A 26,705-nucleotide genomic window follows, 5' to 3' on the forward strand; every position below is an offset into this window, starting at 1 on the left:
CGAAATTCACCGCTCTCCGGACGGACGCGCCGCCGAGGCACGCCGTCGCATCGTGTTCCATCTCCGGGGTCTCCGGTCGAACGCGGAGCCCCCGGCCCCCAGCTTTCTACCAAAGCGGGGGTGCCGCATCGCCAGCGCCGCCCGCGCACCGGGCTCGTCGCGTGCGAAAGCGATCAGCAGCCCGATGGCGAACATGGTCGGCAGCAGGGCGGAACCCCCGTAGGAGAACAGCGGGAGCGGGACGCCGGCGATCGGCAGCAGGCCGAGCACCGCACCGATGTTGATCACCGCCTGAGCGGTGATCCAGGTGGTCACGCCTCCCGCGGCATACCTCACGAAGGGGTCCTCCGTGCGTCCGGCCACGCGGATACCCGCATAGCCTAGAGCCGCGAACAGGGCGAGTACCGACAGCGTCCCCGCGAGACCCAGTTCCTCACCGGTGACGGCGAAGATGAAGTCGGTGTGGGCTTCGGGGAGTTGGCCCCATTTCTCCACACTCGCGCCGAGTCCCGAGCCGAAGATCCCGCCGGAGGCCAGGGCGTAGATCCCGTGCACGGCCTGCCAGCAGGCGTCGCCGGGGCCGGGGTCGGTCGCGCCGATGCACTGAAGCCGGGCCATCCGGTTCGGGCTGGTCTTGATAAGGATCACACCGAGGGTGGCGGCGATCGACAGCACCCCGACGAAGAGCCGGGTGGGCGCCCCCGCCAGCCACAGCAGCCCGAACAGGATCGCCGTCAGGATGATCGCCGTGCCCATGTCGCCGCCGAGCATGATCAGCCCGAGCAGCATGAACGCGACCGGCACCAGCGGCACCAGCATGTGTTTCCACTGCGCGAGCAGCTTCTTGTCCTGTTTGCGGGCGAGCAGATCGGCACCCCACAGCACCAGCGCGAGCTTGCCGAACTCGCTGGGCTGGATCTGGAAGGAGCCGCCGAGCGAGATCCAGTTCTGGTTGCCGTTGACCGACATGCCTATCCCCGGCACCTGCACCAGCGCCATCATGAAGACGGCGCCGGCGAGGATGGGGTAGGCGAGCCCCCGGTGCAGTTTCACCGGCATCCGGGAGGCGACCAGCAGCAGCGCGGCCCCGATGGAGGCGGCCAGGAACTGTTTGCGGAAGAAGAACGATCCCGGCAACGACATCTGGAGCGCGGTGATCTGGGAGGCCGAGTAGACCATCACGAGGCCCAGGACGGTGATCAGCAGGCTGCCGCCGAAGATCAGGTAGTACGCGGTCAGCGGCCGGTCCCAGGCCTTCTGCGCACGCGTGTGGAGCCGTCGTACGGGGTTGTCGCGGAACGGCCGGGAGACAGCCGCGGGTCTGCGGACGGTCCGCTGGACAGGCGGACGCCCGGTACGGCTACCTGGCATCAGCTGCTCCCCGGAGCGCGGCGCAGCCGCTGTACTCGGCTGCCGCGCCGTACGTCGGCCGTGACGGTCCCACGCGTCCCTCCCAAGGTCGCCCGGCAGGCGGCCGGGTCAGGTTCCGAGTTCGCCAACCGCCTGGGCGAACATGTCACCGCGCTGGTTGTAGTTGACGAACATGTCCATGGAGGCGCAGGCCGGGGCGAGGAGCACCGTGTCGCCTTCGACGGCGAGGCGCCGAGCCTCCTGGACAGCCGCGAGCATCGCCCCAGTGTCCGTCCGCTCGAGGTCGACGACGGGTACTTTCGGGGCGTGTCGCGCCAGGGCTTCACGGATCAGGGCGCGATCGGCGCCGATGAGCACAGCCGCGCGAAGCCGCTTCGCCGACTTGGCGACCAGCTCGTCGAAGGTGGCGCCCTTCGCCAGTCCGCCCGCGATCCAGACGATCGACTCGTAGGCCGCCAACGAGGCTTCCGCGGCGTGCGTGTTGGTCGCCTTGGAGTCGTCGATGTACGCGACGCCGTCCACGTCCGCCACGTGGGCGATGCGGTGGGCGTCCGGCGTGAAGGCCCGCAGGCCGTCCCGTACGGCCTTGGCGGGCACCCCGAAGGCGCGCGCGAGGGCCGCCGCGGCAAGGGCGTTGGCGATGTTGTGCGGGGCGGGCGGGTTGACGTCGGAGACCTCGGCGAGCTCCTGGGCGTTCTGCTGCCGGTTCTCGACGAAGGCGCGGTCGACCAGGATGCCGTCCACGACGCCGAGTTGGGACGGCGCGGGGGCGGCGAGGGTGAAACCGATGGCCCGGCAGCCCTCCTCGACATCCGCTTCCCGCACCAGGTCCTCGGTGGCCTTGTCGGCCACGTTGTAGACGCAGGCGACCTGATTGCCCTCGTAGACACGGCCCTTGTCCTTGGCGTACGCCTCCATGGAGCCGTGCCAGTCGAGGTGGTCGGGGGCGAGGTTCAGGACGGTGGCCGAGTGGGCGCGCAGCGAGGGCGCCCAGTGCAGCTGGTAGCTGGAGAGCTCCACGGCGAGGACGTCGTACGGCTCCTCGCCGAGGACGGCGTCCAGCAGGGAGACGCCGATGTTGCCGACGGCCGCCGTGCGCAGGCCGGCCGCCTTCAGGATGGACGCCAGCATCTGGGTGGTGGTCGTCTTGCCGTTGGTGCCGGTGACGCACAGCCAGGGCGCGGCCTTCCTGCCGTCCAGTTCCCTGAGCCGCCAGGCGAGTTCGACGTCGCCCCAGACCGGTACCCCGGCCTCGTGGGCCGCCGTGAACAGCGGCTTGTCGGGCTTCCAGCCGGGTGCGGTGACGATGAGTTCGGTGCCCTCGGGCAGGGTCGCCCCGTCACCGAGGCGCACGGTGACGCCCAGCGCCTCCAGCTCGGCGGCCTGCTCACGCGCGCGTGCGTCGTCGCCGTCGTTGACGACGGTGACCTTCGCGCCGAGCCCGTGCAGCACCTTGGCCGCCGGGATCCCGGAGACGCCGAGCCCGGCGACGGTGACGTTCTTCCCCTGCCAGTCGGTCACTTGTCCGCTGCCCATCCCGCGTAGAAGATGCCCAGTCCGACGATCACACAGATGCCCTGGATGATCCAGAAACGGACCACCACCAGGACTTCGGACCAGCCCTTGAGTTCGAAGTGGTGCTGGAGTGGCGCCATTCGGAAGACGCGCTTGCCGGTGAGCTTGAAGGAGCCGACCTGGATGACGACCGACATCGTGATCAGCACGAACAGGCCGCCCAGGAGGGCGATCAGCAGCTCGGTGCGGGAGCAGATCGCGAGACCCGCGAGCACGCCGCCGAGCGCCAGCGAACCGGTGTCGCCCATGAAGATCTTGGCCGGCGAGGTGTTCCACCACAGGAAGCCGAGGCAGGCGCCCATCAGCGCGGACGCGATGACCGCGAGGTCCAGCGGATCGCGCACCTCGTAACAGGCGCTGGGGTTGGTCAGGGTCTCGCCGTTGGCGCAGGACTCCTGGAACTGCCAGACACCGATGAAGGTGTAGGCGCCGAAGACGAGGACGGAGGCGCCGGTGGCCAGGCCGTCCAGACCGTCCGTCAGGTTCACGCCGTTGGACATCGCGAGGATCATGAACAGCGCCCAGACGACGAACAGCACCGGGCCGATCGTCCAGCCGAAGTCCGTGATGAACGACAGCTTCGTGGAGGCCGGGGTGTTGCCGCGCGAGTCGGAGAACTGGAGCGAGAGCACCGCGAAGGCGATACCGACGATCAGCTGGCCGGCCATCTTCGCCTTGGCCCGCAGACCCAGCGAACGCCGCTTGACGATCTTGATGTAGTCGTCGAGGAAGCCGACCAGACCCATGCCCGTCATCAGGCCGAGCACCAGCAGACCCGAGTAGGTCGGGGGCTTGCCGGTGATCACCTTGGACAGGAAGTACGCGGCGATCGTCGCGAAGATGAAGGCGATACCGCCCATGGTCGGCGTACCGCGCTTGCTGGCGTGCTCGCGCGGGCCGTCGTCGCGGATGTACTGGCCGTAGCCCTTGCGCGCCAGCAGCTTGATCAGCAGCGGCGTACCGACCAGCGTCAGGAAGAGGCCGATCACACCCGCGAACAGGATCTGATTCATCATCGGGCGGCGACCTCACCCTCGGTGCCGGTCGCGAGCAACGCCTGCGCGACGCTCTCGAGGCCGACCGAACGGGACGCCTTCACGAGTACGACGTCCCCCGGGCGCAACTCGCTGCGCAACAGGTCGACCGCCGCCTGTGCGTCGGACACGTGCACCGACTCCTCACCCCACGAACCCTCGTTATATGCGCCCAGTTGCAGCCAGGCGGCTTCCCTGCCCCCGACCGCGACGAGCTTGCCGACATTGAGCCGGACGGCGAGCCGTCCGACCGCGTCGTGCTCGGCGAGCGCCTCGTCCCCGAGCTCGGCCATCTTGCCGAGCACCGCCCACGTCCGGCCCCCCTTGCCCATGGCCGCGAGCGCGCGCAGAGCGGCTCGCATGGACTCGGGGTTCGCGTTGTAGGCGTCGTTGACGATCGTCACGCCGTCCGGGCGCTCGGTGACCTCCATCCGCCAGTGGGAGAGGGAGCCCGCCTCGGAGAGCGCGGTGGCGATCTCTTCCGCGGACATGCCCAGCTCATGGGCGACGGCGGCCGCTGCGAGCGCGTTCGACACGTGGTGCTCACCGTACAGGCGCATGGTCACGTCGCTGCACCCGGAGGGTGTGTGAAGGCTGAAGGCGGGCTGTCCGCTGTCCGTGAGTCGCACGTTCTCGGCCCGAACGTCCGCTTCGTCGGACTCTCCGAAAAAGACCACCTTCGCCTTCGTACGGGAGGCCATGGCCCGTACCAACGGGTCGTCGGCGTTGAGGATCGCGGCGCCGCCCTCACTGGCCGGCGGCAGGCTCTCGACGAGCTCGCCCTTTGCCTGTGCGATCTGTTCGCGGCCGCCGAACTCGCCGATGTGCGCGGTGCCGACGTTGAGGACGAGGCCGATCTTCGGGGGCGTCAGATCGGCGAGGTAGCGGATGTGGCCGATCCCGCGGGCGCCCATCTCGAGCACGAGGAACTTCGTCTCCTCGGTCGCGGACAGGGCGGTCAGCGGCAGCCCGATCTCGTTGTTGAGCGAGCCCGGCGTGAAGACGGTGGGCGCCTTGCGCCGCAGGACCTGCGCGATGAGGTCCTTGGTGCTGGTCTTGCCGGCCGAGCCGGTGAGCGCGACGAGGGTCGCGCCGAGCTTGCGTACGACGTGCCGGGCGAGGGCGCCCAGCGCCGTCTGAACGTCGTCCACGACGATCGCGGGGACGCCGACGGGGCGCGAGGCCAGTACGGCCGCCGCGCCCGCCTCGACGACCGCGGCCGCGTAGTCGTGGCCGTCCACGCGTTCGCCGACGAAGGCGACGAAGAGGCTGCCGGGCACCACCTCACGGGAGTCCCGGACGACCGGTCCGGTGACTTCCGTGGACGGATCCGGTATGTCGTGCGTCTGCCCGCCGACGACTGCTGCGATCTCGGCGAGGGAGAGGGCGATCACAAGTTCATCCCTGGGTCTGCTGGATAGCTTCGCGAAGCACCTGGCGGTCGTCGAACGGACGGACCACCCCGGCGATGTCCTGGCCCTGCTCATGGCCCTTGCCCGCGACCAGCACGGTGTCCCCGGCGTGCGCGCGGGCGACGACCGCGGCGATCGCGGCGGCCCGGTCCTCGAACAGCAGGACGTCGCCGCGCTCGTGCGCGGGCACGGACGCCGCGCCCTGGAGCATCGTCGCGAGGATCGCGAGGGGGTCCTCGGAGCGGGGGTTGTCGGAGGTCAGTACGGCGGTGTCGGCGAGCCGGGCCACGGCGGCGCCCATCGGGACACGCTTGGTGCGGTCCCGGTCGCCGCCGCAGCCGAGGACGACGTGCAGCCGGCCCTTGGTGACCTTGCGCAGCGCCTTCAGGACCGACTCGACGGCGTCCGTCTTGTGGGCGTAGTCGACGACCGCGAGATAGGACTGCCCGACGTCCACGCGCTCCAGCCGGCCCGGCACACCCGGCACCGCGGCGACACCGTCGGCGGCGGTCCGCGGGTCGATGCCGGCGGCGGCGAGGGAGACGATCGCGGCGAGGGTGTTCGCCACGTTGAAGGAACCCGGCAGCGGCGACCTGGCGGCGACCCGTACCCCGTCCGGGCCCAGGACGGTGAACGTCGAGTCCAGGGGGCCGATCTCGACGTCGACCGCGCGCCAGTCGGCGTCCGGGTGGCCCTCGGCGGAGAAGCTGACGACCGGGACCTCCGCCTCCCGGATCAGCCGGCGGCCGTACTCGTCGTCGAAGTTGACCACGCCGAGTTTGCTGCGTTTCCGTGTGAACAGCTGCGCCTTGGCCTGGAAGTAGTCCTCCATGCCGGAGTGGAACTCCATGTGTTCCGGGCTGAGGTTGTTGAAGACGGCGATGTCGAAGACGCAGCCGTCGACCCGGCCGAGGACCAGCGCGTGGCTGGAAACCTCCATGGCGACCGCCTCGACACCGCGCTCGCGCATGACCGCGAACAGCGCCTGGAGGTCGGTGGCTTCGGGGGTGGTGCGCTCGGACTTGATCCGCTCGTCGCCGATGCGCATCTCGACGGTGCCGATCAGTCCGGTGGACCTGACCGGCTTGAGGCCGCCCTCGATGAGGTACGCGGTGGTGGTCTTGCCGGAGGTGCCGGTGATGCCGATCTGGAGCAGGTCGCGGCCCGGGGCGCCGTAGATCGTGGCCGCCAGCTCGCCCATCCGTCCGCGCGGGTCGTCGGCCACCAGGACCGGCAGGCCTGTCGCGGCGGCGCGTTCCGCGCCGGCGGGGTCGGTCAGGACGGCGACCGCGCCCAGGCCAGCGGCCTGGGTGACGAAGTCGGCGCCGTGCAGGCGGGCGCCCGGCAGGGCGGCGTACAGGTCGCCGGGGCGGACCGCGCGCGAGTCGTGGGTGATGCCCGTGACCTCGACGGCGGTGCTCCCCGGCTGCTCGGCACCCAGCTGATCGGCGAGCTCCGCGAGGGGTGTGGCGGAGACCTGGGCCGGTCGCGGCGGTCCCGGATATGTCACGGAAGCGCCCTTCTGGGTGGTTTGGGACTGATCAGCGTGTGGCACGGCGGTGAGCGTACCGGGCGTACCCGCCTGCGGGCGAAGCGAGGGCGGGGCCGCGGACGACGATGCGGGCGGTACGGGGTTCCCGGGGTCGGGAGTGATCATGGTCACGGGCTGGTTCCTGGCTTGTTCGGCGCTGAACAGTGACGGGGCGGGGGTCGGAGGCGGGCGGTGCGGGACGGTCAGGGGGTGAAGGAGACCGGGAGGCTCGCGGCCTTGGCGCCGGTCGGTGGGATCTGGAGGGTCTTCAGGGCGAACTCCATGACCTGCTTGAAGACGGGACCGCAGATCTGGCCGCCGAAGTAGCTGCCCTCGGTGGCGTTCTGGATGGCGCAGTACACGGTGACCCGGGGGTTGTCGGCGGGCGCGAACCCGGCGAACGAGGAGGTGTAGCCCTTGTAGGTGCCGGTGGCCGGGTCAACCCGGTTGGCGGTACCGGTCTTACCCGCGACGCGGTAGCCGGGGATACGCGCCTTGGCGCCGGTGCCCTCCTGGTCGTCCACGACCGACTCCAGCATCTGGGCGAGGGTCTTCGCCGTCTTCTGGCTGACGACCCGGGTCTTCGCGGGTGCCTCGGCGGGGGTGAAGCGTCCGTCCGGGCCCTTGGTGCCGCGCACCAGGGTGGGCTCGACACGGACCCCGCCGTTGGCGATCGTCGAGTACACGGAGGCCGCCTGGAGGGCGTTGAGGGACATGCCCTGGCCGAAGGGGATCGTGTACTGCTGCGAGGTCGACCACTTGCCGGGCTGGGCCAGGATGCCCTTCGTCTCGCCGGGGAAGCCGAGTCCGGTGTGGCTGCCGATGCCGAACTTGCGCAGGTACGAGTAGAGCACCTGGTTGGCCTGGGCCTGTGTCTTGCCGAGCTGGCCGGTGGCCAGGATGGTGCCGATGTTGCTGGACTTGGCGAGCACGCCGTTGAGCGTGAGGTACCAGGTGGCGTGGTCGATGTCGTCCTGGAAGAGCCGGTCGCCGCGGTGCAGCCGGTTGGGCACGGTGACATGCGTCAGCGGGGTGGCGGCGTTCTCCTCCAGCACGGCGGCCATCGACATGACCTTGGCCGTGGAGCCGGGTTCGTAGGCGTCCTGGACGGAGGCGTTGCCCATGTCCGCGGACTTGGCCTGCGAGAGGTCGCCCGGGTCGAAGCCGGGCGAGTTGGCCATGGCGAGGATCTCGCCGGTGCGGTTGTCCTGGACGATGACGTAGCCGCGGTCCGCCCGGGACTCCTTCACCTGCTCGGTGATGGCGTTCTGCGCGGCCCACTGGATGTCGCGGTCGATCGTCAGCTCGACGTCGGAGCCGGGCACCGCGGGGGTCTCGGTGGAGCCCACGGTGGGCACCTGGCGGCCGCCGGACTGGGCGTAGCGGATCTTGCCGTCCTTGCCGGTCAGGGTCGCGTTCAGCTGCTGCTCGACACCGCCGCCGCCCTTGCCGTCGGCGTTGACCCAGCCCAGTATCCCGGCGGCGAGGTTGCCGTTGGGGTACACGCGCTTGCTGCTGGGAACGGAGAAGACGCCGGCGAGGACGTTGACGGTGGACTTGTCCGTCTCCGCCTTGGTGGACAGGGCGGACCTCAGGTCCTTGATCTGCTTCCAGACCTGCGGCGTCTGCCGGCCGGCCAGTTTGACGTAGCGCAGGCTCGCGTCCTTCGGCCGCAGCTTCTTGACGAGCGCGGACTGCTCCTGGCCGAGGATCGGCGCGAGGAGGGCGGCCGCCTGCTCGGGGGCGTCGTCGACCTTCAGCTGCCCGCGCGTGAACATCGTGGGGTCGGCCGTGATGTCGTAGGCGTCCACGCTGGTCGCGAAGGCCACGCCGGCGCGGTCGGTGATCTCGCCGCGTTCGGCGGCCAGCACCTGACCGACGTACCTGTTCTGCTCGGCCTTGGCGGTGTAGGCGCTCGCGTCGACGGCCTGCACCTGGAGCAGACGGACGACGAAGGCGATCAGCACCAGGGTCAGCGCGAGGCCGACCATCCGCAGGCGGGGGCGGGGGTTGCCGAGCCGGATGGCACGCGGGGCCGCGGTGCGTGGAGCGGGTGCGGTCGGGCGGCGGGCGGGACGGGCGCCGGGGCCCGGGCGCCGCTGGGCGGACACCGGGCGGGAGGGCCGGGCGGGGCCGGGCACGCGCCGGCGCGGCGGTTCCCTGTCGGACACTTCCGTCACCTGCCGGGGGTCTCGGGGATGGCTTCGGTCGGGGCGGCGCTCGGGGCCGGGGCCTCGGTCGGCTCGGAAAGGGTGCTCGGCGTGGGTGTCGCGGAGGACGGCGGCGCCTCGATCGTCCGGGAGAGCGGGATGGCCTCCGGCGGCCCCACGGCGGCCGGAGCGTCCTCCAGGGACTGCTGGGCGGCGGGCGAGGGGACGCCCTTCACGGTGCCGTCGGGGTTCAGGAAGGCCGGGTCTCCGCCCGGGACCATGCCGAGTTCGCGCGCGCGGCGCTGGAGGGCGTCGGGGGCGGAGTAGGAGTCGATGTCCCGCTGGAGCGCCTGCTCCTCGTCGGTGAGGCTCTTGGTGTCCTTCTGGAGGTCGTCCATCTTGAACGAGCCCTCGCTGAGCGCGGAGTTCAGCACGAGCAGTCCGATGAGACCGCCGCCCAGGAGGAGCACGACGAGAAGGACGAACGGGGTACGGGCCGCCTGCCGCGGGCCGGCCGGGAAAAGCCGCGCGAGCCGGGCAGCCCTCCCCTTCAGTTCGGGTTTCCTACTCACTCGGCCTCCCCCGGGTCGGAATTCCGAACCCTCGGCTCACGCCCGTCATTCGATGGACTCCCTGATTCGCTCGGCCCCGCGCAGGCGCGCCGGGGCGGCACGCCGGTTCTCGGCGACCTCTTCCTCGGAGGGAAGTTCGGCACCGCGGGTGAGCAGCTTGAGCCGGGGCTGGTAGCGCTCGGGGACGACCGGCAGCCCGGGCGGCGCGGTGTTGGCGGCACCGGCCGCGAACACCTGCTTCACGAGCCGGTCTTCGAGCGAGTGGTACGACAGGACGGCGATCCGCCCGCCCACGTCGATCGTCTCCACCGCGGCCGGGATCGCCTGCTCCAGGACGGAGAGTTCGCCGTTGACCTCGATGCGCAGCGCCTGGAAGGTGCGCTTGGCCGGGTTGCCGCCGGTGCGCTTGGCCGCCTGGGGAAGGGCGTTGCGGATCAGCTCGACGAGCCGCGCGCTGTTGGTGAACGGCTCCTTGTCGCGCTCGCGCACCACCGCGGAGACGATCCGCTTGGCCTGCTTCTCCTCGCCGTACGCCCGCAGGATCCGCACCAGTTCACCGGGCGGGTACGTGTTGAGGACCTCGGCGGCGCTGACGCCGGTCGTCTGGTCCATCCGCATGTCGAGCGGGGCGTCCTGGGCGTAGGCGAAACCGCGGTCGGCCTCGTCGAGTTGCATGGAGGAGACGCCGAGGTCGAACAGGACGCCCTGCACGCGCGCGATGCCGAGCCGGTCCAGTACGTCGGGCAGCTCGTCGTAGACGGCGTGCACGAGGGTGGCGCGGTCGCCGAACGGGGCGAGGCGCTCGCCGGACAGGCGCAGTGCCTCCTTGTCGCGGTCGAGGGCGACGAGCCGGGCCTCGGGGAACTGCGTCAGCAGCGCCTCGCTGTGGCCGCCGAGGCCGAGCGTGCAGTCGACGACCACCGAGCCCGGCCGCTGGAGGGCGGGGGCCAACAGGTCCAGGCACCGCTGGAGCATCACCGGGACGTGTCGACTGTGACTCAAGGGGCCCTCTCAGATCCGGCGGGTGTACGCATCGCCGGGTCCCCGCCCCTGAGGAAGGGAAGGCCTGCCGGCGCCGCGGGGAGATCTCCGGCGGCCGGGCCGGGGTCTCACGGGGTTCAGTCCAGCAGGGAGATCGTCGCCTCCCGCTTCGCGTCACTTTAGTCCACGGTGTCTCGCGGTCAATCAACCGGCCTGCGCGGCGCGGCCCGACGGGAGCCCCCTCCCCGCCTCCTCTGTGGCTTACCTCACAAAGAGCACGTGATGACACTCTTTTTCCGTTCTCACAGCAGGCCCGGAACGCACGTGACCAGTACCGTCATCGGTATGACGACTTCTGCATCGGTTCCCGCACGGCCCGAAGGCGCCATAACCGACGACACCGTCACCGACCGCCTCGTCGAGGCGAACGAGCGGTACGCGGCCGCCTTCTCCGACCCCGGCATGGACGCCCGCCCTGTCCTGCACGTCGCGGTCGTGGCCTGCATGGACGCCCGCCTCGACCTGCACGCGGCGCTCGGCCTCGAGCTCGGCGACTGCCACACGATCCGTAACGCCGGCGGTGTGGTCACCGACGACGTGATCCGCTCGCTCACCATCAGCCAGCGCAAGCTGGGCACGCGCAGCGTCGTCCTCATCCACCACACCGGCTGTGGCCTCGAGGCGATCACCGAGGACTTCCGCACCGAGCTGGAGATGGAGGTCGGCCAGCGTCCGGCCTGGGCGGTGGAGGCCTTCCGGGACGTCGACCAGGACGTACGGCAGTCGATGCAGCGGGTGCGCACCTCACCGTTCCTGGTGCACGCCGACGACGTGCGCGGCTTCGTGTTCGACGTGAAGACGGGCCTGCTGCGCGAGATCGACCCCGCGTAATCGCTCCCGCGGCCCTGTGCGACCGTTCACGGACGCCATCGTTCGCTGTCGTTTCGCTGTTGATTTCCGCACCCTGGACGCCCAAATAGTCATAACACCGACATATCGCGGACAGTTGTCCACAGGCGAGTGACACGAATCGGTAACGGCAGCAAGAATGCGGGTGTGACGCCACGCTGAGCAGTTCGCGCACGGCGTCCGTGATTCGGGGTGGGCCGGTTTGCCGCACAGAGCGTCGGCCCGGAGAAAGTTTGGGCCGAGGAGGGCCGGGTGACGACCTATGACGAGCGAGCGAGCCTCACAGATCTGACCGCCACTGTGGAGCGTGTCCGCAGTTCGGTGGAGGGAGTGATCGAGGGCAAGCCCGAGGTCGTACGGCTTTCGCTGACCGTGCTCCTCGCCGAGGGGCACCTGCTGATCGAGGACGTGCCGGGCGTCGGCAAGACGATGCTCGCCAAGGCGCTGGCGAAGTCCATCGACTGCTCGGTGCGCCGTATCCAGTTCACGCCCGACCTGCTGCCCTCGGACATCACCGGGGTGTCCATCTGGGACCAGCAGCGCCGGGAATTCGAGTTCAAGCCGGGCGCGATCTTCTCGCAGATCGTGATCGGCGACGAGATCAACCGCGCCTCGCCCAAGACGCAGTCCGCGCTCCTGGAGTCGCTGGAGGAGCGCCAGGTCACCATCGACGGGACGACGTACGAGCTGCCCAGTCCCTTCATGGTGGTGGCCACCCAGAACCCGGTCGAGATGGAGGGCACCTACCCGCTGCCCGAGGCCCAGCGCGACCGTTTCATGGCCCGGGTCTCCATCGGCTACCCGAGCCCGGAGGCCGAGCTCCAGATGCTCGACGTGCACGGCGGGGTCAGCCCGCTGGACGACCTCCAGCCGGTCGCGCACGCCCACGAGATCGTGAAGCTGATCGACGCCGTCCGCGGTGTCCATGTCGCCGAGTCGGTCCGCCGCTACGCGGTCGACCTGGTCTCCGCCACGCGCACCCACCCGGACCTCAGACTCGGCGCCTCCCCGCGCGCGACGCTGCACCTCGTGCGCGCGGCCAAGGCGACCGCCGCCCTCAGCGGCCGGGACTACGCGCTCCCGGACGACGTGCAGAACCTCGCCGTGGCCGTCCTGGCCCACCGTCTGCTGCCCACCGCGCAGGCGCAGCTGAACCGCCGCACGGCGGAGCAGGTCGTCGAGGAGATCATCCAGCGCACCTCGGTGCCCGCGAGCCCCCAGCAGCACGGGTACGGACTGGGCCACGGCACACAGGCGTACGGCCAGCAGCAGTCGCGGAGGCTGTGATGGCCGCCGGGGGGACCGGGCAGCCGTCCACGGGCCACGGGGAGAAGGGCGAGAAGGGCGGCGCACGCACGGCCCTGGCCGGTCTGACCACCCGCGGCCGCTCCTTCCTCGCCGCCGGCATCGCCGCCGCCATCTGCGCCTATGTGCTCGGACAGCCCGACCTGCTGCGGGTCGGGCTGCTGCTGGCCGCGCTGCCGCTGATCTGCGCGGCCGTCGTCTACCGCACCCGCTACCGGGTCGCCGGCAGCCGCCGGCTCTCTCCCGCGCGGGTGCCCGCCGGCAGCGAGGCCCGGGTCCACCTGCGGATGGACAACGTCTCGCGGCTGCCCACCGGCCTGCTGATGCTCCAGGACCGGGTGCCGTACGTGCTCGGCCCGCGCCCCCGCTTCGTCCTGGACCGGGTCGAGGCGGGTGGCCGCCGCGAGGTGTCCTACCGGGTCCGCTCCGACCTGCGCGGCCGCTACCCGCTGGGCCCGCTCCAGCTGCGCCTGAGCGACCCCTTCGGCATGTGCGAACTCACCAGGGCCTTCTCCACCTACGACACGCTGACGGTGATCCCGCGCGTGGAGCCGCTGCCCCCGGTCCGCCTGAGCGGCGAGGCCAAGGGATACGGCGACGGACGGCTGCGCGCGCTGGCGCTGGCCGGCGAGGACGACGTCATCCCGCGCGGCTACCGCTACGGCGACGACCTGCGCCGGGTGCACTGGCGTCTGACCGCCCGCTACGGCGAGCTGATGGTGCGCCGCGAGGAGCAGCCGCAACGCTCCCGCTGCACGGTGCTGCTGGACACCCGGGGCCTCGCCTATCAGGGCGCGGGCCCGGACTCCGCCTTCGAATGGGCGGTCTCGGGCGCCGCGTCCGTGCTGGTGCACATGCTGGAGCGGGGCTTCTCGGTGCGGCTGCTGACGGACACGGGCAACTCGGTGCCCGGTGAGGGCTCCGACGGGTTCGCCGGCGCGAGCCAGGAGTCGGCGGACGCGGCCGGACTGATGATGGACACCCTGGCGGTGGTCGACCACTCCGACGGCACCGGCCTGTCCCGGGCCTACGACGTGCTGCGCGGCGGCAACGAGGGACTGCTGGTGGCCTTCCTCGGCGATCTCGACGAGGAGCAGGCGGCGGTGGCCGCGAAGATGCGCCAGCGCAGCGGAGGCGCGGTCGCCTTCCTGCTGGACGGCGACAGCTGGGCGCGTGAACCGAACGGCGTGCCCGATCCCATGAACAGGCAGGAGGAGCGGCTGCGGATGCTGCGCGAGGCGGGCTGGACGGCCCTGAGCGTGCCGCGGGGCGCTTCGCTGAACGAGTTGTGGCGCCAGGCGGACCGCGAGCGGGCGGGCGTGATGACGGGGAGCGGGACGAGCGGCGGGGAGGGATGGTCATGAGCGGGCGGGCTCGACTGACGCTGTGCTCGGCGGCGGCGACACTGATGGCCTCGTGCGCCCTGCTGCCCCTCGTCACCCCGGCGACATGGCTCCTCCAGGCGGCGTTCCTGCTGGCGATCCAGTCCGGGGTGGGCGCGGCGACCCGGCGGGTGCCGCTGGCCCGGCCGCTGACCGTGGCCGCCCAGACCCTGGTCACGCTGGTGCTGCTGACCCTGCTCTTCGCCCGTGAGCACGCCCTCGCCGGCCTGATCCCCGGCCCGGAGGCCTTCCGCCACTTCGGCGACCTGCTCCAGGCGGGCACCGACGACGTGGGGCGGTACGCGATACCGGCCCCGCTGTCCGACGGCATCCGGCTGATGGTGATCGGCGGGGTGCTGGTGATCGGTCTGGCGGTGGACACCCTCGCGGTGACCTACCGCAACGCGGCCCCGGCCGGCCTGCCGCTGCTGGCGCTGTACTCGGTCGCCGCGGGTCTGTCCGACGGGGCGACCGACTGGCTGTGGTTCCTGGTCGCCGCGGCCGGCTATCTGATGCTGCTGCTCGCCGAGGGCCGGGAGCGGCTCTCGCAGTGGGGCCGGGTCTTCGGCGGGGCACCGCGCGGTGCGGGCGGACAGCCCGGCCCGGTGGCCCCGGTGCGCACCGGCCGCCGCATCGGCATGGCCGCGCTCGGCGTCGCCCTGGTCGTGCCGCTGCTGCCGCTGCCGGCGATACAGGGCGGCCTGCTGGACGGAGCGGGCACCGGCGTCGGCGCGGGCAACGGCAGCGGGGGCACCATCTCCGCGGTCAACCCGCTGGTGTCGCTGCGCGACAGCCTGAACGTGGACGAGGACCGCACGGTCCTGACCCTGCGCACCACCACCAGCAACATCTCGGACATGTACCTGCGGATCGTGTCGCTGGACGACTTCGACGGCACGACGTGGAAGCCGGCGAAGCGTCACATCATCGCCGTGCCGGACGAGTTCCCCACGCCCACCGGTCTGGGCCAGGACGTCAAGCGCACGGAGGTCACGACCCGGATCGCGGCCGACGCCGGTTACGGCCAGGACTGGCTGCCGATGCCGTACCCGCCCAGCAGCGTGCAGATCAAGGGCAACTGGCGGTACGAGCCGGTCGGCATGACCCTGGTCGGCGACCACGGCCAGAAGACCAGCGGCAAGACGTACCAGGTGACGAGCCTCGACGTGCAGCCGACGGCGGAGCAGCTGGCCTCGGCGCCCGAGGCGCCCGGCTCCGTGAAGAGCACCTACACCAAGGTCCCGGACTCCCTGCCCGCGGTGGTGGCACAGCAGGCCCGGGAGATCACCAAGGGCGCCACCAGCGACTACGAGAAGGCCGTCGAGCTCCAGGACTACTTCGCGGTGACGGGCGGCTTCGAGTACGACACCGAGGTCGAGGTCGGCAGCGGCCCCAACGCGATCGCCCGCTTCCTGAAGGACAAGCAGGGCTTCTGCGTCCACTTCTCGTTCGCGATGGCCGCGATGGCCCGCACGCTGGGCATACCGGCGCGGGTCGCGGTGGGCTTCGCGCCGGGTTCCCCGCAGGCCGACGGTTCGGTCGCGGTGGGCCTGAAGGACGCGCACGCCTGGCCGGAGCTGTACTTCGAGGGCGTCGGCTGGACCCGTTTCGAGCCGACCCCGACCCGGGGCACGACGCCCACGTACACGCTGCCGGACAGTTCGGGCGAGACCGTGCCCGACCTGCCGCAGGCCTCCCGCTCGGCGGACGCGGCGCCTTCGACCGAGCCCTCGGCGAGCACCAGCTGCTCGGCCCAGGACAAGAAGCTCGAGGGCTGCGCCGCCGCGCTGCCGCTGGACCCGACGGAGCAGGACGGCGCCGGTACCCCCTGGTACGCGATCGCCGGATGGACGCTGCTGGGGGCGGCGGCACTCGCCCTGCCGCTGCTGCCGATGCTGTGGCGGCTGAGACGGCGTTCGGTGCGGCTGGCGTCCGCCCAGCACTCCGCGTCCTCGCCCGCCGGGGCACCCCCGGGCCGGCGCAAGGACGGCGACGACGGCCGGCAACCGGGCGATCCCGGTCCTGCGGTGCTGCTGGACGTGCCGCCGCAGGAGGCCGGTGAGGCGACCGTCGGGCATGTGCTGGCGGTGTGGCGCGAGCTCACCGACACGGCCTGGGACTACGGCATCGAGCCGGACGACGCGCTGACCCCGCGGCGGGCCGCCGCGCGGATCGTCCGGATCGGGGAGCTGGACGAGACGGTGGGTCGTTCGGTGCACCGGGTCGCGGGCGCCGTGGAGCAGGTGCTGTTCGCTCCGCAGCCGAGGGCCGAGGCCGGCCTGGCGGACGACGTGCGCAAGGTGCGGGGGGCCCTGCGCGAGCGGGTCGGCTGGACCACGCGCGTGCGTGCCGTCGTGGCGCCGCGTTCGGCCATCCGCGCGGTCTGGGACCTCAACGACCGCTGGACGGCCCTCAAGGCGTCCTGGGCGGCCCGTCTGGCGACTCTCGTGCGCCGCCCGTCCGGGCAACAGGGCCAGCAGCAGAGCGGCTGAGCGAAGGGCCGAGCCGGCGTCCGGCTGGAGCCGAGCTCGGCCCGAGCCGGGGCTGAGCGGAGACCGAGCACGTGCCGAGGCCCACCCGGGCCCACCCGGGCCCACCCGGGCCCACCCGGGCTGGGCACGGCCGAGCCGAGCCGGGGCCGCGTAGGGGCCCGTCGGGGCTCTCCGAAGGTGCCTCCGAAGGCCGGGGACGCGCGCGGCTGTGTCAGCACAACGTTGAGGGGCGACCACCCGGCCGGGTGGTCGCCCCTCAACGTTTCTTCGCATGGGGTGGTGCTGCGGTGTCAGTGACCGCCCTGCTCGTCACGGCGGCGCTGCCAGCGCTGTTCGATCCGGTCCATCATGGAGCGCTTCTGCCGACCCTGACCACGACTGTGCGGGGTGCCTGGGGAGCCCGCGGCTCCTGCCGCGGGTTGCTCGCCCGGCTTGGGCGCCTTGCGCCAGCCGGTCACGGCGAGAACCGCGCAGCCCAGCATGACGAGGAAGCCCACCACGCTCAGCCAGACCTGCTTGGCGACCATACCGGCCATGAGGAGCGCGATACCCACGAGGAAGCCTGCGACCGCCTGGTAGACCCGCCGCCGGGTGTACGTACGCAGCCCGCTTCCCTCGAGCGCCGACGCGAACTTGGGATCTTCGGCGTACAGCGCTCGCTCCATCTGCTCGAGCATGCGCTGCTCGTGCTCCGAGAGCGGCACGGAGTCCTCCTCATCGTGCAGTCGCCGGGGCGACCCGGGGGGTCCCTTCAGGATAGGCAGGGAATCGCCCCCGTGAAACCCGCCCCTCTACGCCAATTGGCCAACCGGAGCCCGTCATGGACGTCCCGGCCCGCTGAGGATTCCATTCCCCAGGAGCCGACCCGTCATGCCGGGCGGTCTCCCTCGATCATACGGCGCACTGCGCCCGAACGGGGGGCCTGTGGCGTACTCCATGCGCCGCCAAGGCCCTGATCAGCGGTGCGCCCCAGGAGGCGCTCAGGTCCCGTCGGCCCCCCGCGCCTCCCCCAACACGTGAAGCTGGGTCGCCACGGCGTGGAAGGCGGCGAGTTCGGCGGCGGCCTCCTCGAGCTTGAGCAGGGCTTCCAGGGCGCCGGGCTCGGTGTCCACGAGCACACCGGGGACGAGGTCGGCGAAGACGCGCACGCCGTGCACCGACCCGACCCGCAGGCCCGCGCCCTCGATCAGTGCGGTGAGCTGCTCGGCGGTGAAGCGGCGCGGCACGGGGTCGCCCTCGCCCCAGCGGCCGTCCGGGCCGGTGAGGGCCTGCCGGGCCTCCTTGAAGCGGCCGGCGAGGGCACGTGCGAGCACGGCTCCGCCGAGGCCGGCGGCGAGCAGGCTGAGGACGCCTCCGGAGCGCAGCGCGGCCACCACGTTGCGGACGCCCTCGGCCGGGTCGTCCACGTACTCCAGGACGCCGTGGCACAGGACCGCGTCGTAGCCGCCCCGCTCGACCACGTCGAAGAGCCCGTGGGCGTCGCCCTGGACGCCCTTCACGCGATCGGCGACGCCGGCTTCGGCGGTGCGGCGCTCCAGGGCGAACAGCGCGTTGGGGCTGGGGTCGACCACGGTGACCCGGTGCCCGAGAAGGGCGACGGGCACCGCGAAGTTGCCGCTGCCGCCGCCGGTGTCGAGGACGTCGAGCGACTCACGTCCGGTCGCCTTGACCCGGCGCTCGAGGGCCTCCTGAAGGACCTCCCAGACCACGGCCGTACGGAGAGCGGCACGGGGCCGAGGGGGGTCGGAGCGTAGCGGCGTCGGGTGCGGGCTGTGGTGGGAGACGGGCGGGCGCATCGGGTCCGACACGGCAGTTGACTCCTCGGCGCGGCACCGCCTCTTGCGCGGCGGAGCGAACGGGCTGCCTTCCCGGCCCGATCCGACCCGGCCCGGGAGCGGGCGGGACGGGGTGGGCGGAGGGAAGACTTCAGGCGTCTTCCACCCTATTGCCTCCGGCGCCTTTGCCCGGTCACGGTGGTGCGCCCCGGCGGCGGCGCACGTCAGCCCGCGTCCGGCAGGTCGCGCCCCGCACCGGGGCCGTCCGGGTCGTCCCCCTCCTGGCGCGGCTGCGGGAGGACCGGCTGGAGCACCAGCATCCGTTCGACGAGGCGGAGGAACATCGCCACGTCGCGTATCAGGTCGTCGGCGTCCCGGCGGGTGGCCGCGCCCTGGATGCCCGCCTCGGCCCGGGCGCGGCGCCGGGCCCCGGAGGCGAACAGAGCGCTCCACTCGGTGAGTTCGGGCGCTATCTCGGGGAGCACTTCCCAGGCGCTCCGGATGCGGGCCCGGCGGCGCGGGGCGGGATCCGGGCGGCCCCGGGCGGCGAGCACGGCCGCCGCGGTGCGCAGGGCCGCCAGATGGGCCGTGGCGTAGCGCTCGTTGGGGGTTTCGAGGACGGCCGCCTCGTCCAGCCCGGCGCGGGCCTGGGAGAGCAGGTCGAGGGCGGCGGGTGGGGCCGTGGTGCGCCGCAGCACGGGGTGCACGTCGCTCGCCGGGCCGTTCAGTGAGGGGGCAGGGCCGGTGGCGCGGCGCCGGTTTGCGGCGGCTGCGTGGTAGGTGGCCATGACGAACCTCCTGTCGTCTGTGTGACGGCACGCCCCGATACGGGTTGCCGTATGTGCCCATCGTGGGGTATGGCACTGACAATCCGTTCTGACCTGGGCTTTTGCTTCGATCGAAGGTTCGGGCTAGTTTTTGCACTGACCAGTCAGTTCAAATAGTCGTCAATCAGGGGGACCTGTGGACGGAGTCGGTGTCACCGCCGACGGCTTCGGGCTCCGAGGCCCTCGCGGATGGGCGTTCCGGGGCATCGGCATCGATGCGGAGCCGGGCTCGTTGATCGCCGTCGAGGGGCCGTCCGGCTCCGGGCGGACCAGCCTGCTGCTCGCCCTCACCGGGCGGATGAAAGCCACCGAGGGGACGGCGACCGTGGGCGGGGCACGGCTGCCGAAGCAACTGGCGCCCGTGCGGCGCGTCAGCGCGCTCGCACACGTCGCCGGCGTGACCGACCTCGACCCGGCCCTGACCGTCGGGGAGCACCTGCGCGAACGGGCGCTGCTGGAGCGGCGGTTCGGCGGCCCCGTACGGGAGCTGCTGCGGCCGCGCGCGGAGCGGGCGGCCGAGGTGGGGCTGCGGATCGACTCCGCGCTCTCCACCGCCGGGCTCGACCGGGAGGCCCTGCCCAAGGGGTCACGGACCGCCGTCCGCGATCTGGAGCGCCTCGAAGCGCTGCGGCTGTCCGTGGCGTTGGCGCTCATCGGACGTCCCGGGCTGCTCGGTGTCGACGACATCGACCTGAAGCTGACGGACGCCGAGCGGGAGGAGGTCTGGGCGCTGCTCAGGTCCCTCGCCGAGGCGGGGACGACAGTCCTCGCGGTGTGCGGCGAGGCCCCCGAGGGCACGGTCACGGTCTCCACGGGCCCGGAGGCCGTCCCGCTCCACCGGGAGGACGCCGTCGAGGCCGATGACCGGGAGGAAGCCGTCGAAGCCTCTGACGAGCCCGCCGCCGAATCCGCCCGGGAGCCCGCCAAGTCCGCTGAGTCCACCGGGCCGACCGGGACCGAGCAGGAAGAGGAGAAGACGGATGCGATCGCCGAGACTGGCCGCGCTTGAGCTGCGGCGGTTCGGCCGGGGCAAACTTCCCCGGGCCGCCCTCGTCGCCCTCCTGCTGCTGCCCCTGCTGTACGGCGCGCTGTACCTGTGGTCCTTCTGGGACCCGTACGGCCGCCTCGACCGCATCCCCGTGGCGCTCGTGAACGACGACAAGGGAGCCACCGCCGACGGCAAGAGGATCAGCGCCGGGGACGACATCACCAAGGGCCTGCGCGACAGCGAGGTCTTCGACTGGCACGAGGTGAGTGCCGCCGAGGCACGCGCGGGCGTGGAGGACGGCAGGTACTACCTGTCGCTGACCATGCCGGCCGACTTCAGCGGGCGGATCGCCTCCAGCTCGGGCGACTCCCCCGAGACGAGCGCCCTCCAGGTGCGCACCAACGACGCCAACAACTACATCGTCGGGCAGATCTCGCGCACGGTCTTCAGTGAGGTACGCACGGCCGCGTCCACGAAGACCTCACGGTCCTTCCTGGACAAGATCTTCGTCTCCTTCTCCGACATCCACGGAGCGACCGCGAAGGCCGCCGACGGGGCCGACGACCTCACCGGCGGCATCGGGAAGGCCGAGAAGGGCTCCAAGGACCTCGCCGACGGGCTGAGCGACGCCAAGGACGGCAGCGGCAAGCTGGCGAAGGGCCTGAAGAAGCTCGACAAGGGCGCCGACGACCTGGAGGACGGTTCGCAGAAGGTCGCGGACGGCACCCAGACGCTCGCCGACAAGGTCAACGGGGTCGCCGACGCGCTGGGGCCCTTCGTCGAGGACAACGAGAAGACCATCGGGGACACGGCCCAACTGGTCGCCGACTCGGCCAAGGTGGTCCGCGACAACCTCGCCACGCTGGTGAAGAAGGCACCGACCGCCGCCGAGAACGCCCAGACCGACGCGGACACCCTCGCCGCCGTCCACCAGGCGCGCTGCGAGACGCCGGTACTGCCCGACCCCGCGTGCGCCGACCTCAAGAAGGCCAAGGACTCGGCCGCCGACGTGGCGAAGGTCGCCGACGACCTCAACACGCTGATCGCCGACCAGGACGGCGACCTGAAGACGCTCCGCACGAACCTCGCCGCCCTCCAGAAGCAGGCGCAGTCGCTCGCCGACAGCGCCCCGCACCTCTCCGAGGACCTCGACGACGCGGTGACCAAGGTCAACGCGCTCAACACGGGCGCCGCGAAGGTCGCCAAGGGCGCCAAGAAGCTGCACACCGGCCTCGGCACGGCCAAGACGGGTTCGGTCGACCTCGACGAGGGCGTCACCAAGCTCGAGACGGGCGCCCAGGACCTCAACGGCGGCATCTTCAAGCTCTCCGACGGCTCCGGAAAGCTCGCCGACGGCCTGCACGACGGCGCCGAGCAGATCCCCGACTACGACGCACAGCAGCGCGACGCGCGCACCGCCGTCATGGCCGACCCGGTGCAGCTCGCCTCCAAGGACCTGCACAAGGCGCCCAACTACGGCACCGGCTTCGCCCCGTACTTCATCCCGCTGTCGCTGTGGGTGGGCGCGATGGTGGCGTACATGCTGATCGCGCCGATGAACCGGCGCGCGCTCGCCGCGGGCGCCCCGGCGTGGCGGATCGCGCTGGCGGGCTGGCTGCCGGTGGTCGCGATCGGAGTGCTCCAGACGACGGCCCTGATGGCCGTGCTGCACTGGGCGATCGGCCTGGAGATGGCGCGGGCGGCCGGCACGGTGGGCTTCCTGTTCCTGGTGACGGCGTGCTTCGCGGCCCTCGTCCAGTGGCTCAACGCGCGCTTCGGGGCAGCGGGCCGGATCCTCGTACTCGCTCTGCTCATGTTGCAGTTGACGTCGGCGGGCGGCACCTATCCGGTGCAGACCAGCCCCGGCTTCTTCAACGCGATCCACCCCTACCTGCCGATGAGTCACGTCGTCGACGCGCTCAGGAGGCTCATCACGGGCGGCGGCCTGACACCGGTGTGGCACGCGTGCGTGGTGCTCGTCGCCTTCACCGTGGGCGCCCTCGCGCTGACCGCCCTGTCGGCGCGCCGCCGCCAGGTGTGGACACTGGACCGGCTGCACCCGGAGCTGAGCCTGTGAGGATCCGGCGTCCGGCAGGCCGGGTTCCTGTGACAATCAGGACCATGGAAAGCAGCACCACCCCGGGCGGCCGTACCCGCCGCGAGGCCACCCGGCAGAAGCTCTACGAGGCAGCCGTCACGCTCATCGCCGAGCAGGGCTTCTCCGCGACGACAGTGGACGAGATCGCCGAACGGGCCGGAGTCGCGAAGGGCACGGTCTACTACAACTTCGCGAGCAAGTCCGTCCTCTTCGAGGAGCTGCTGAGGCACGGCGTGGGCCTCCTCACCGCCTCGCTGCGGGAGGCGGCCGAGCGCACCGCGCGGGAGGGCGGCAGCAAGGTCGACGCCCTGGACGCGATGGTCCGCGCGGGCCTCGTCTTCATCGACCGCTACCCGTCCTTCACCCAGCTCTACGTGGCCGAGCTGTGGCGCACCAACCGGGCCTGGCAGTCCACCCTCATGGTGGTCCGGCAGGAGGCGGTGGCCGTCGTCGAGGGGGTGCTGCGCGAGGGCGTCGAGAACGGCGAGTTCAGCGACGAGATCGATGTCCCGCTGACGGCCGCCGCCCTGGTGGGCATGGTGCTGGTGGCCGCGCTGGACTGGCAGGCCTTCCAGCCGGAGCGGTCCCTGGACGACGTCCACTCGGCACTGTCCCGGCTGCTCCAGGGGAGGGTGAGCGGTCACCGGTAGCACGCACGCGCGTGTGGTGCGGCGCTGAACCGCACCGCGCGCGTGGGCACACGAAAGCGCCGGTCCGCGGTGGCCACGTCCCCCGTGGGCCGCCTCGAACCGGCGCTTCCTCGTGCTCCCCCGTTCCCCCTGTTCCCCCGTTCCCTCCCCCGTTGTTCCCCCGTTCGGTCGTTCCCCCGGGGTGCCCCCCGCGCCTCACTCCCGCCGAACCGGCCGGCGGAAGGAGCGGATCGAGGGCCGCTCCGTTCCGGCGCCCCGTGTCGCCGGTGCCGGAGCCGCGCCCCTTTCCGTGCCACCACTCTCTCGTTCGCGCAGGTCCGCCCCCATCCGCGCGCGTACTCAACTCACCCACTAGGTGCGCGTACTCAGCTCTGCGCACTCATCCCCAGGACGCCGCGCGGCCGACTGGTTACGATCGCGTCCGTGTCCGTACTCCCCCTTGTGTTCACCAGCGGCTGGGCCAGCGGCATCAACGCCTACGCGGTGGTGCTGCTGCTCGGCGTGTTCGGCGCGACCGGCCTGAGCGACGACGTCCCCGAGACGCTCCAGCGTCCCGAGGTGCTCATCGCCGCCGGCCTCCTGTTCCTGTGCGAGGCGGTCGCCGACAAGATCCCGTACGTGGACTCCGCGTGGGACACCGTGCACACGGTCGTCCGCCCGGCGGCGGGAGCCTGGGTCGGGGCGGTGCTCGCCGGGCAGAGCGGTTCACTCTCCGACGTGACGGCCGGCCTGCTCGGCGGTTCGACGGCGCTGGCCAGCCACGCCGTCAAGGCCGGCACCCGGATGGCGGTGAACTCCTCGCCGGAGCCGTTCAGCAACGTGATCGTGAGCCTGGCCGAGGATCTCGGGGTCGCCGGGATCGTGACGTTCGCGATGTTCCACCCGGGGGCGGCCGCGGCCATCGCGGGGGCCCTGCTGCTGGCCGGTCTGACGGTCCTGCTCTTCCTCGTCTCGCGGATCCGCCGGTTCCTGCGGCGCAGGGCGCAGCGGCGGGAGGAACGTCGGCTCGCCCGGCTCCCGTGGCCGCCGCCACCGGGCTGACGGCGTGACTGTCGGTGGCGGCCGATAAAGTCGCGGGCATGGCAGGGATTGCGGTGATCGGCGCCGGGATGGGCGCGCTGACGGCGGCCGCCCGGCTGGCCGTCGCGGGCCACCGGGTGACGGTGTACGAGCGTACGCAGACGTACGGCGGAGCGGTGCGCCGCTTCGAGCGGGACGGGTTCGGTTTCGACACCGGTCCCGGTCTGCTGCCCCTCCCCGCCGTCTACCGCGACCTCTTCGTCAAGACCGGCAAGGAGCCGCTGGAGGCCCGCGTCGAGCTGGTCCAGGTCGATCCGTCCGCACGGCACGTCTTCGCGGACGGCACCGAGGTCGCGCTGCCGAACGCCTCGCGCGCGGGGGTCGTCACGGCGCTGGACGAGGCGCTCGGGGCGCCGGCCGGGCAGCGCTGGGGCGACTTCCTGGTCCGGGCCCGCGAGGCCTGGGACCGCACCCGTCGTCCGCTCCTGGAGGAGCCCCTGTGGGACGACTGGTCGGTGCTGGCCGCCCGCGAGCCCTACCCGGCGGTCCCGCACAAGCGCCTGCTGCGCACCCGTCGGGCGGGCACCCTCGCCGAGGTCGGCGCCTGGGAGCTGCGTGACCCCCGGCTCACCGCGCTGCTCGAGGGCCACGCACTCGCGTACGGCCTGGACCCGCGGGTCACCCCGGCGAGCGCGGCCGTGCTGCCGTACATGGAGCACGCCTTCGGCACCTGGTATGTGCGCGGGGGGATGCGGGAGCTGGCCCGCGCGGTCCACGAGCGGTGTCTGGCCCGCCGGGTGGAGTTCGTCTTCGGCGCCGAGGTCACCCGGATCCTGGAGAAGGACGGCCGGGCGGTGGGCGTGGAACTCGCCGAAGGCGAGGTGCGGGAGGCGGACTTCGTGGTCGCTCCCGGCAGTGCCCGCGGTCTGCCCGCCCGCGCGGACGGCGAGGTCGCCCCCCAGCGGGGCCTGCCGAGCCGACTGACCGTACTGCTCGCGCTGCGCGGCGCCCGGCCGGAGGGGACCGCGCACCGCACGGTGGTGCACTCGGTGGACCGCGACGGCGAGTTGGAGAGCCTCTTCGGTACGGCGCCGTCGGTGCCCACGCGGCCGACGGTCACGGTGCTACGGCCCGGCGACCCGGCCCTGGTCCCGGACGGCGACCACGAGGCCGTCACGCTCGGTGCCGTGGTCCCCGCGGGTGCGGAGATCCACGAGGAGCATGTGGACGCGCTGGTCGCGGTCGCCGAGCGAGCCGTCCCCGGTCTGCGCGACCGTGTCCTGTGGCGCGAGGTGCGCACCCCCGCCGACATCGCGCGGGAGACCGGCGCGGCGGGCGGGGCAATCCCGGCGCCGGCGCTGGCCGCGGCCGGGGGGCGGCTGCTTCATCCCGCCAACTCCACCGGCGTGCAGGGGCTGTTCACCGTCGGCGGCTGGTCGCACCCGGGCGGCGGACTGCCGCACGCGGGCATGTCGGGCGCGCTGGTGTCCGGGCTGATCGTGGAGGGCCCGCGGTTCCGGGGCTCGCAGTGAGCGAGTGAGCCACCGAGGTTCCAGGCGCCCCCGGCAGGAGGCGTCCCCGGGGATACGCGGCCGTCAGAACCGATACTGCTCGTCGTAGCCGGTGCCCTGGCCGTGCCCCTGCTGCTGCCCGTCGCCCTGGTAGGGGTACTGCTGCTCGGGCGGGAGTTCGCCGCCCAGCGGGTCGTCGGTGCTGCGCTGCTGCGGGACCCAGACGCCGCCGGCCGGGGTCTCCCCGTAGCCGCCGGTGCCGTACTGCTCCTGGCCGTAGCCCTGCTGCCCGTACTGCTGCTGGCCGTAGCCGGCGTCGTAGGAGCCGCCGCCGTAGGTCTGGGTGCCGATGTACGGGTCGGAGTAGGCGGCGTACTGCTGCTCGCCGGTGGCGTCGTAGCCGTACTGCTGCTGGTGGTACCCGGAGTACGTGTCGTACCCGTAGTTCTGGTCCGTGCCCTGGGCGGCCGTCGCGTACTGGTCCTGGGGCTGGTCCTGCGACTGGCCCTGGCCGCCCGCGGCCGCGTACGCGGCGTCGCTGTATATGCCGTAGGAGCCGGTGTCGTCGGGCAGGGGCTGCGGCTCGTACACGGACGTGGTCTCGGCGGCCGAGGGGTCGGCGCTGCGGGCCGCGGGCGTGAAGACGTCGTCGCGGTCGTAGTCGTCGTCGCCGAAGGCGCTCTTGTCGCCGAAGGCGTTCCTGCCCTGGCCGAACGGCACGTCGTCGGTGCCGTACTGCGAGTCGGAGCCGAACCCGGCCTCGCCCGCCTCCAGGCCGGAGACCTCGAGCGTCGGGTCCTTGCGCTCGGCCTTGCCGCGGCGCCGCTTGCTGACGGTCCCGGCCTCACCGTCCGTGTCCGCGTCCCCGCGCCGGAAGGCCCAGCCCTCCGCGAAGCCGCGCCGGAACGACAGCGTGACGTAGGTCTGGCCGACCGCGAAGGCGGCCGCGCCCAGCGCGATGACGACGACCGACGGGATCAGGACACCGAGAACGACACCGAGGAAGCCGACGAAGGCCAACAGCCGCCAGCGCAGCCGCGCCTTGTACTGAAGCAGAACCTCGCCGAGCAGCCACAGCGCGACAAAGCCAAACGCGATGTAGAGGACCGTCCAGCCCATGTA

At 72.0% G+C, this 26,705-nt stretch carries 21 protein-coding genes; 9 read left to right on the forward strand and 12 right to left on the reverse strand.

Annotation, left to right across the window (positions count from 1 at the left end):
- Nucleotides 1-6: 6 nt before the first annotated feature.
- The 8 genes from ftsW to rsmH form a co-directional block, all read right to left on the reverse strand.
- Nucleotides 7-1,371, reverse strand: coding sequence for a putative lipid II flippase FtsW (ftsW, locus tag G9272_RS13000; protein ID WP_171396728.1), 1,365 nt, complete (start codon nt 1,369-1,371; stop codon nt 7-9).
- 108 nt (nt 1,372-1,479) lie between these two features.
- Nucleotides 1,480-2,907, reverse strand: coding sequence for a UDP-N-acetylmuramoyl-L-alanine--D-glutamate ligase (gene murD, locus G9272_RS13005; RefSeq protein ID WP_171396729.1), 1,428 nt, complete (start codon nt 2,905-2,907; stop codon nt 1,480-1,482).
- Nucleotides 2,889-3,962, reverse strand: coding sequence for a phospho-N-acetylmuramoyl-pentapeptide-transferase (gene mraY, locus G9272_RS13010; protein WP_020129934.1), 1,074 nt, complete (start codon nt 3,960-3,962; stop codon nt 2,889-2,891). The genes murD and mraY overlap by 19 nt, the downstream gene beginning before the upstream one ends.
- Nucleotides 3,959-5,374 carry a UDP-N-acetylmuramoyl-tripeptide--D-alanyl-D-alanine ligase gene (locus tag G9272_RS13015; RefSeq protein WP_171396730.1) on the reverse strand — a complete coding sequence of 472 codons (1,416 nt, stop codon included), beginning with the start codon at nt 5,372-5,374 and terminating at the stop codon, nt 3,959-3,961. Before G9272_RS13015 ends, mraY begins: the two co-directional genes overlap by 4 nt.
- 4 nt (nt 5,375-5,378) lie before the next feature.
- A complete protein-coding gene (locus G9272_RS13020) occupies nt 5,379-7,055 on the reverse strand; it encodes a UDP-N-acetylmuramoyl-L-alanyl-D-glutamate--2,6-diaminopimelate ligase (RefSeq protein ID WP_437184269.1) in 1,677 nt (558 codons plus the stop codon).
- Nucleotides 7,056-7,126: 71 nt separating this feature from the next.
- The gene (locus G9272_RS13025; RefSeq protein WP_301272128.1) at nt 7,127-9,094 is read right to left on the reverse strand and encodes a peptidoglycan D,D-transpeptidase FtsI family protein; all 1,968 of its coding nucleotides are present in this window, start codon (nt 9,092-9,094) and stop codon (nt 7,127-7,129) included.
- Nucleotides 9,095-9,099: 5 nt separating this feature from the next.
- A complete protein-coding gene (locus tag G9272_RS13030; RefSeq protein WP_171396733.1) occupies nt 9,100-9,645 on the reverse strand; it encodes a septum formation initiator family protein in 546 nt (181 codons plus the stop codon).
- A 45-nt stretch (nt 9,646-9,690) separates the two neighbouring features.
- Nucleotides 9,691-10,647 carry a 16S rRNA (cytosine(1402)-N(4))-methyltransferase RsmH gene (gene rsmH / locus G9272_RS13035; protein WP_171396734.1) on the reverse strand — a complete coding sequence of 319 codons (957 nt, stop codon included), beginning with the start codon at nt 10,645-10,647 and terminating at the stop codon, nt 9,691-9,693.
- A 261-nt stretch (nt 10,648-10,908) separates the two neighbouring features.
- Between rsmH and G9272_RS13040 the strand changes: the two genes are divergently transcribed.
- The 4 genes from G9272_RS13040 (at nt 10,909) to G9272_RS13055 (ending at nt 16,714) form a co-directional block, all read left to right on the forward strand.
- Nucleotides 10,909-11,517, forward strand: coding sequence for a carbonic anhydrase (locus G9272_RS13040; protein ID WP_171396735.1), 609 nt, complete (start codon nt 10,909-10,911; stop codon nt 11,515-11,517).
- A 270-nt stretch (nt 11,518-11,787) separates the two neighbouring features.
- Nucleotides 11,788-12,822 (forward strand): AAA family ATPase, encoded by a 1,035-nt coding sequence (locus G9272_RS13045; RefSeq protein WP_171396736.1) that lies wholly within the window; start codon nt 11,788-11,790, stop codon nt 12,820-12,822.
- Complete coding sequence (locus tag G9272_RS13050; RefSeq protein ID WP_171396737.1) at nt 12,822-14,204, forward strand: DUF58 domain-containing protein; 1,383 nt, start codon at nt 12,822-12,824, stop codon at nt 14,202-14,204. The genes G9272_RS13045 and G9272_RS13050 overlap by 1 nt, the downstream gene beginning before the upstream one ends.
- The gene (locus G9272_RS13055) at nt 14,201-16,714 is read left to right on the forward strand and encodes a transglutaminase TgpA family protein (protein ID WP_171396738.1); all 2,514 of its coding nucleotides are present in this window, start codon (nt 14,201-14,203) and stop codon (nt 16,712-16,714) included. Before G9272_RS13050 ends, G9272_RS13055 begins: the two co-directional genes overlap by 4 nt.
- A 290-nt stretch (nt 16,715-17,004) precedes the next feature.
- Here G9272_RS13055 and G9272_RS13060 read toward each other — a convergent pair whose 3' ends face one another.
- From G9272_RS13060 to G9272_RS13070, 3 genes are all read right to left on the reverse strand, one after another.
- Nucleotides 17,005-17,418: a DUF3040 domain-containing protein gene (locus G9272_RS13060; RefSeq protein WP_171396739.1), complete on the reverse strand. Its 414-nt coding sequence runs from the start codon at nt 17,416-17,418 to the stop codon at nt 17,005-17,007.
- A 276-nt stretch (nt 17,419-17,694) separates the two neighbouring features.
- Nucleotides 17,695-18,522, reverse strand: a complete 828-nt coding sequence (locus G9272_RS13065; RefSeq protein WP_171396740.1) for a methyltransferase — start codon at nt 18,520-18,522, stop codon at nt 17,695-17,697.
- 191 nt (nt 18,523-18,713) lie between these two features.
- Nucleotides 18,714-19,277, reverse strand: coding sequence for an SAV_6107 family HEPN domain-containing protein (locus G9272_RS13070; protein ID WP_171396741.1), 564 nt, complete (start codon nt 19,275-19,277; stop codon nt 18,714-18,716).
- A gap of 175 nt (nt 19,278-19,452) precedes the next feature.
- On the opposite strand from G9272_RS13070, the gene G9272_RS13075 reads away from it, so the two are divergent.
- The 5 genes from G9272_RS13075 to G9272_RS13095 all read left to right on the forward strand — a co-directional run bounded on the left by G9272_RS13075 (nt 19,453) and on the right by G9272_RS13095 (nt 25,604).
- Nucleotides 19,453-20,325 carry an ATP-binding cassette domain-containing protein gene (locus tag G9272_RS13075; protein ID WP_171396742.1) on the forward strand — a complete coding sequence of 291 codons (873 nt, stop codon included), beginning with the start codon at nt 19,453-19,455 and terminating at the stop codon, nt 20,323-20,325.
- Nucleotides 20,297-22,381, forward strand: coding sequence for a YhgE/Pip domain-containing protein (locus G9272_RS13080; protein ID WP_171396743.1), 2,085 nt, complete (start codon nt 20,297-20,299; stop codon nt 22,379-22,381). The genes G9272_RS13075 and G9272_RS13080 overlap by 29 nt, the downstream gene beginning before the upstream one ends.
- A 44-nt stretch (nt 22,382-22,425) precedes the next feature.
- A complete protein-coding gene (locus tag G9272_RS13085; protein ID WP_171396744.1) occupies nt 22,426-23,052 on the forward strand; it encodes a TetR/AcrR family transcriptional regulator in 627 nt (208 codons plus the stop codon).
- Nucleotides 23,053-23,475: 423 nt separating this feature from the next.
- Complete coding sequence (locus tag G9272_RS13090) at nt 23,476-24,093, forward strand: DUF4126 domain-containing protein (protein WP_171396745.1); 618 nt, start codon at nt 23,476-23,478, stop codon at nt 24,091-24,093.
- A gap of 38 nt (nt 24,094-24,131) precedes the next feature.
- Nucleotides 24,132-25,604: a phytoene desaturase family protein gene (locus G9272_RS13095; RefSeq protein WP_171396746.1), complete on the forward strand. Its 1,473-nt coding sequence runs from the start codon at nt 24,132-24,134 to the stop codon at nt 25,602-25,604.
- Between the two features lie 63 nt (nt 25,605-25,667).
- Here the strand turns inward: G9272_RS13095 and G9272_RS13100 are convergent, their stop codons facing one another.
- Complete coding sequence (locus tag G9272_RS13100) at nt 25,668-26,702, reverse strand: hypothetical protein (RefSeq protein ID WP_171396747.1); 1,035 nt, start codon at nt 26,700-26,702, stop codon at nt 25,668-25,670.
- Nucleotides 26,703-26,705 lie beyond the last annotated feature (3 nt).

The sequence above is a fragment of the Streptomyces asoensis genome (assembly GCF_013085465.1).
Lineage (GTDB): Bacteria > Actinomycetota > Actinomycetes > Streptomycetales > Streptomycetaceae > Streptomyces > Streptomyces cacaoi_A.

What these genes read in the sequence shown, in the direction of transcription:
- ftsW (WP_171396728.1), bottom strand. Translation starts at nt 1,371, where the DNA reads ATGCCAGGTAGCCGTACCGGGCGTCCGCCTGTCCAGCGGACCGTCCGC.
- murD (WP_171396729.1), bottom strand. Translation starts at nt 2,907, where the DNA reads ATGGGCAGCGGACAAGTGACCGACTGGCAGGGGAAGAACGTCACCGTC.
- mraY (WP_020129934.1), bottom strand. Translation starts at nt 3,962, where the DNA reads ATGATGAATCAGATCCTGTTCGCGGGTGTGATCGGCCTCTTCCTGACG.
- G9272_RS13040 (WP_171396735.1), top strand. Translation starts at nt 10,909, where the DNA reads ATGACACTCTTTTTCCGTTCTCACAGCAGGCCCGGAACGCACGTGACC.
- G9272_RS13050 (WP_171396737.1), top strand. Translation starts at nt 12,822, where the DNA reads ATGGCCGCCGGGGGGACCGGGCAGCCGTCCACGGGCCACGGGGAGAAG.
- G9272_RS13055 (WP_171396738.1), top strand. Translation starts at nt 14,201, where the DNA reads ATGAGCGGGCGGGCTCGACTGACGCTGTGCTCGGCGGCGGCGACACTG.
- G9272_RS13070 (WP_171396741.1), bottom strand. Translation starts at nt 19,277, where the DNA reads ATGGCCACCTACCACGCAGCCGCCGCAAACCGGCGCCGCGCCACCGGC.
- G9272_RS13080 (WP_171396743.1), top strand. Translation starts at nt 20,297, where the DNA reads ATGCGATCGCCGAGACTGGCCGCGCTTGAGCTGCGGCGGTTCGGCCGG.
- G9272_RS13085 (WP_171396744.1), top strand. Translation starts at nt 22,426, where the DNA reads ATGGAAAGCAGCACCACCCCGGGCGGCCGTACCCGCCGCGAGGCCACC.
- G9272_RS13095 (WP_171396746.1), top strand. Translation starts at nt 24,132, where the DNA reads ATGGCAGGGATTGCGGTGATCGGCGCCGGGATGGGCGCGCTGACGGCG.
- G9272_RS13100 (WP_171396747.1), bottom strand. Translation starts at nt 26,702, where the DNA reads ATGGGCTGGACGGTCCTCTACATCGCGTTTGGCTTTGTCGCGCTGTGG.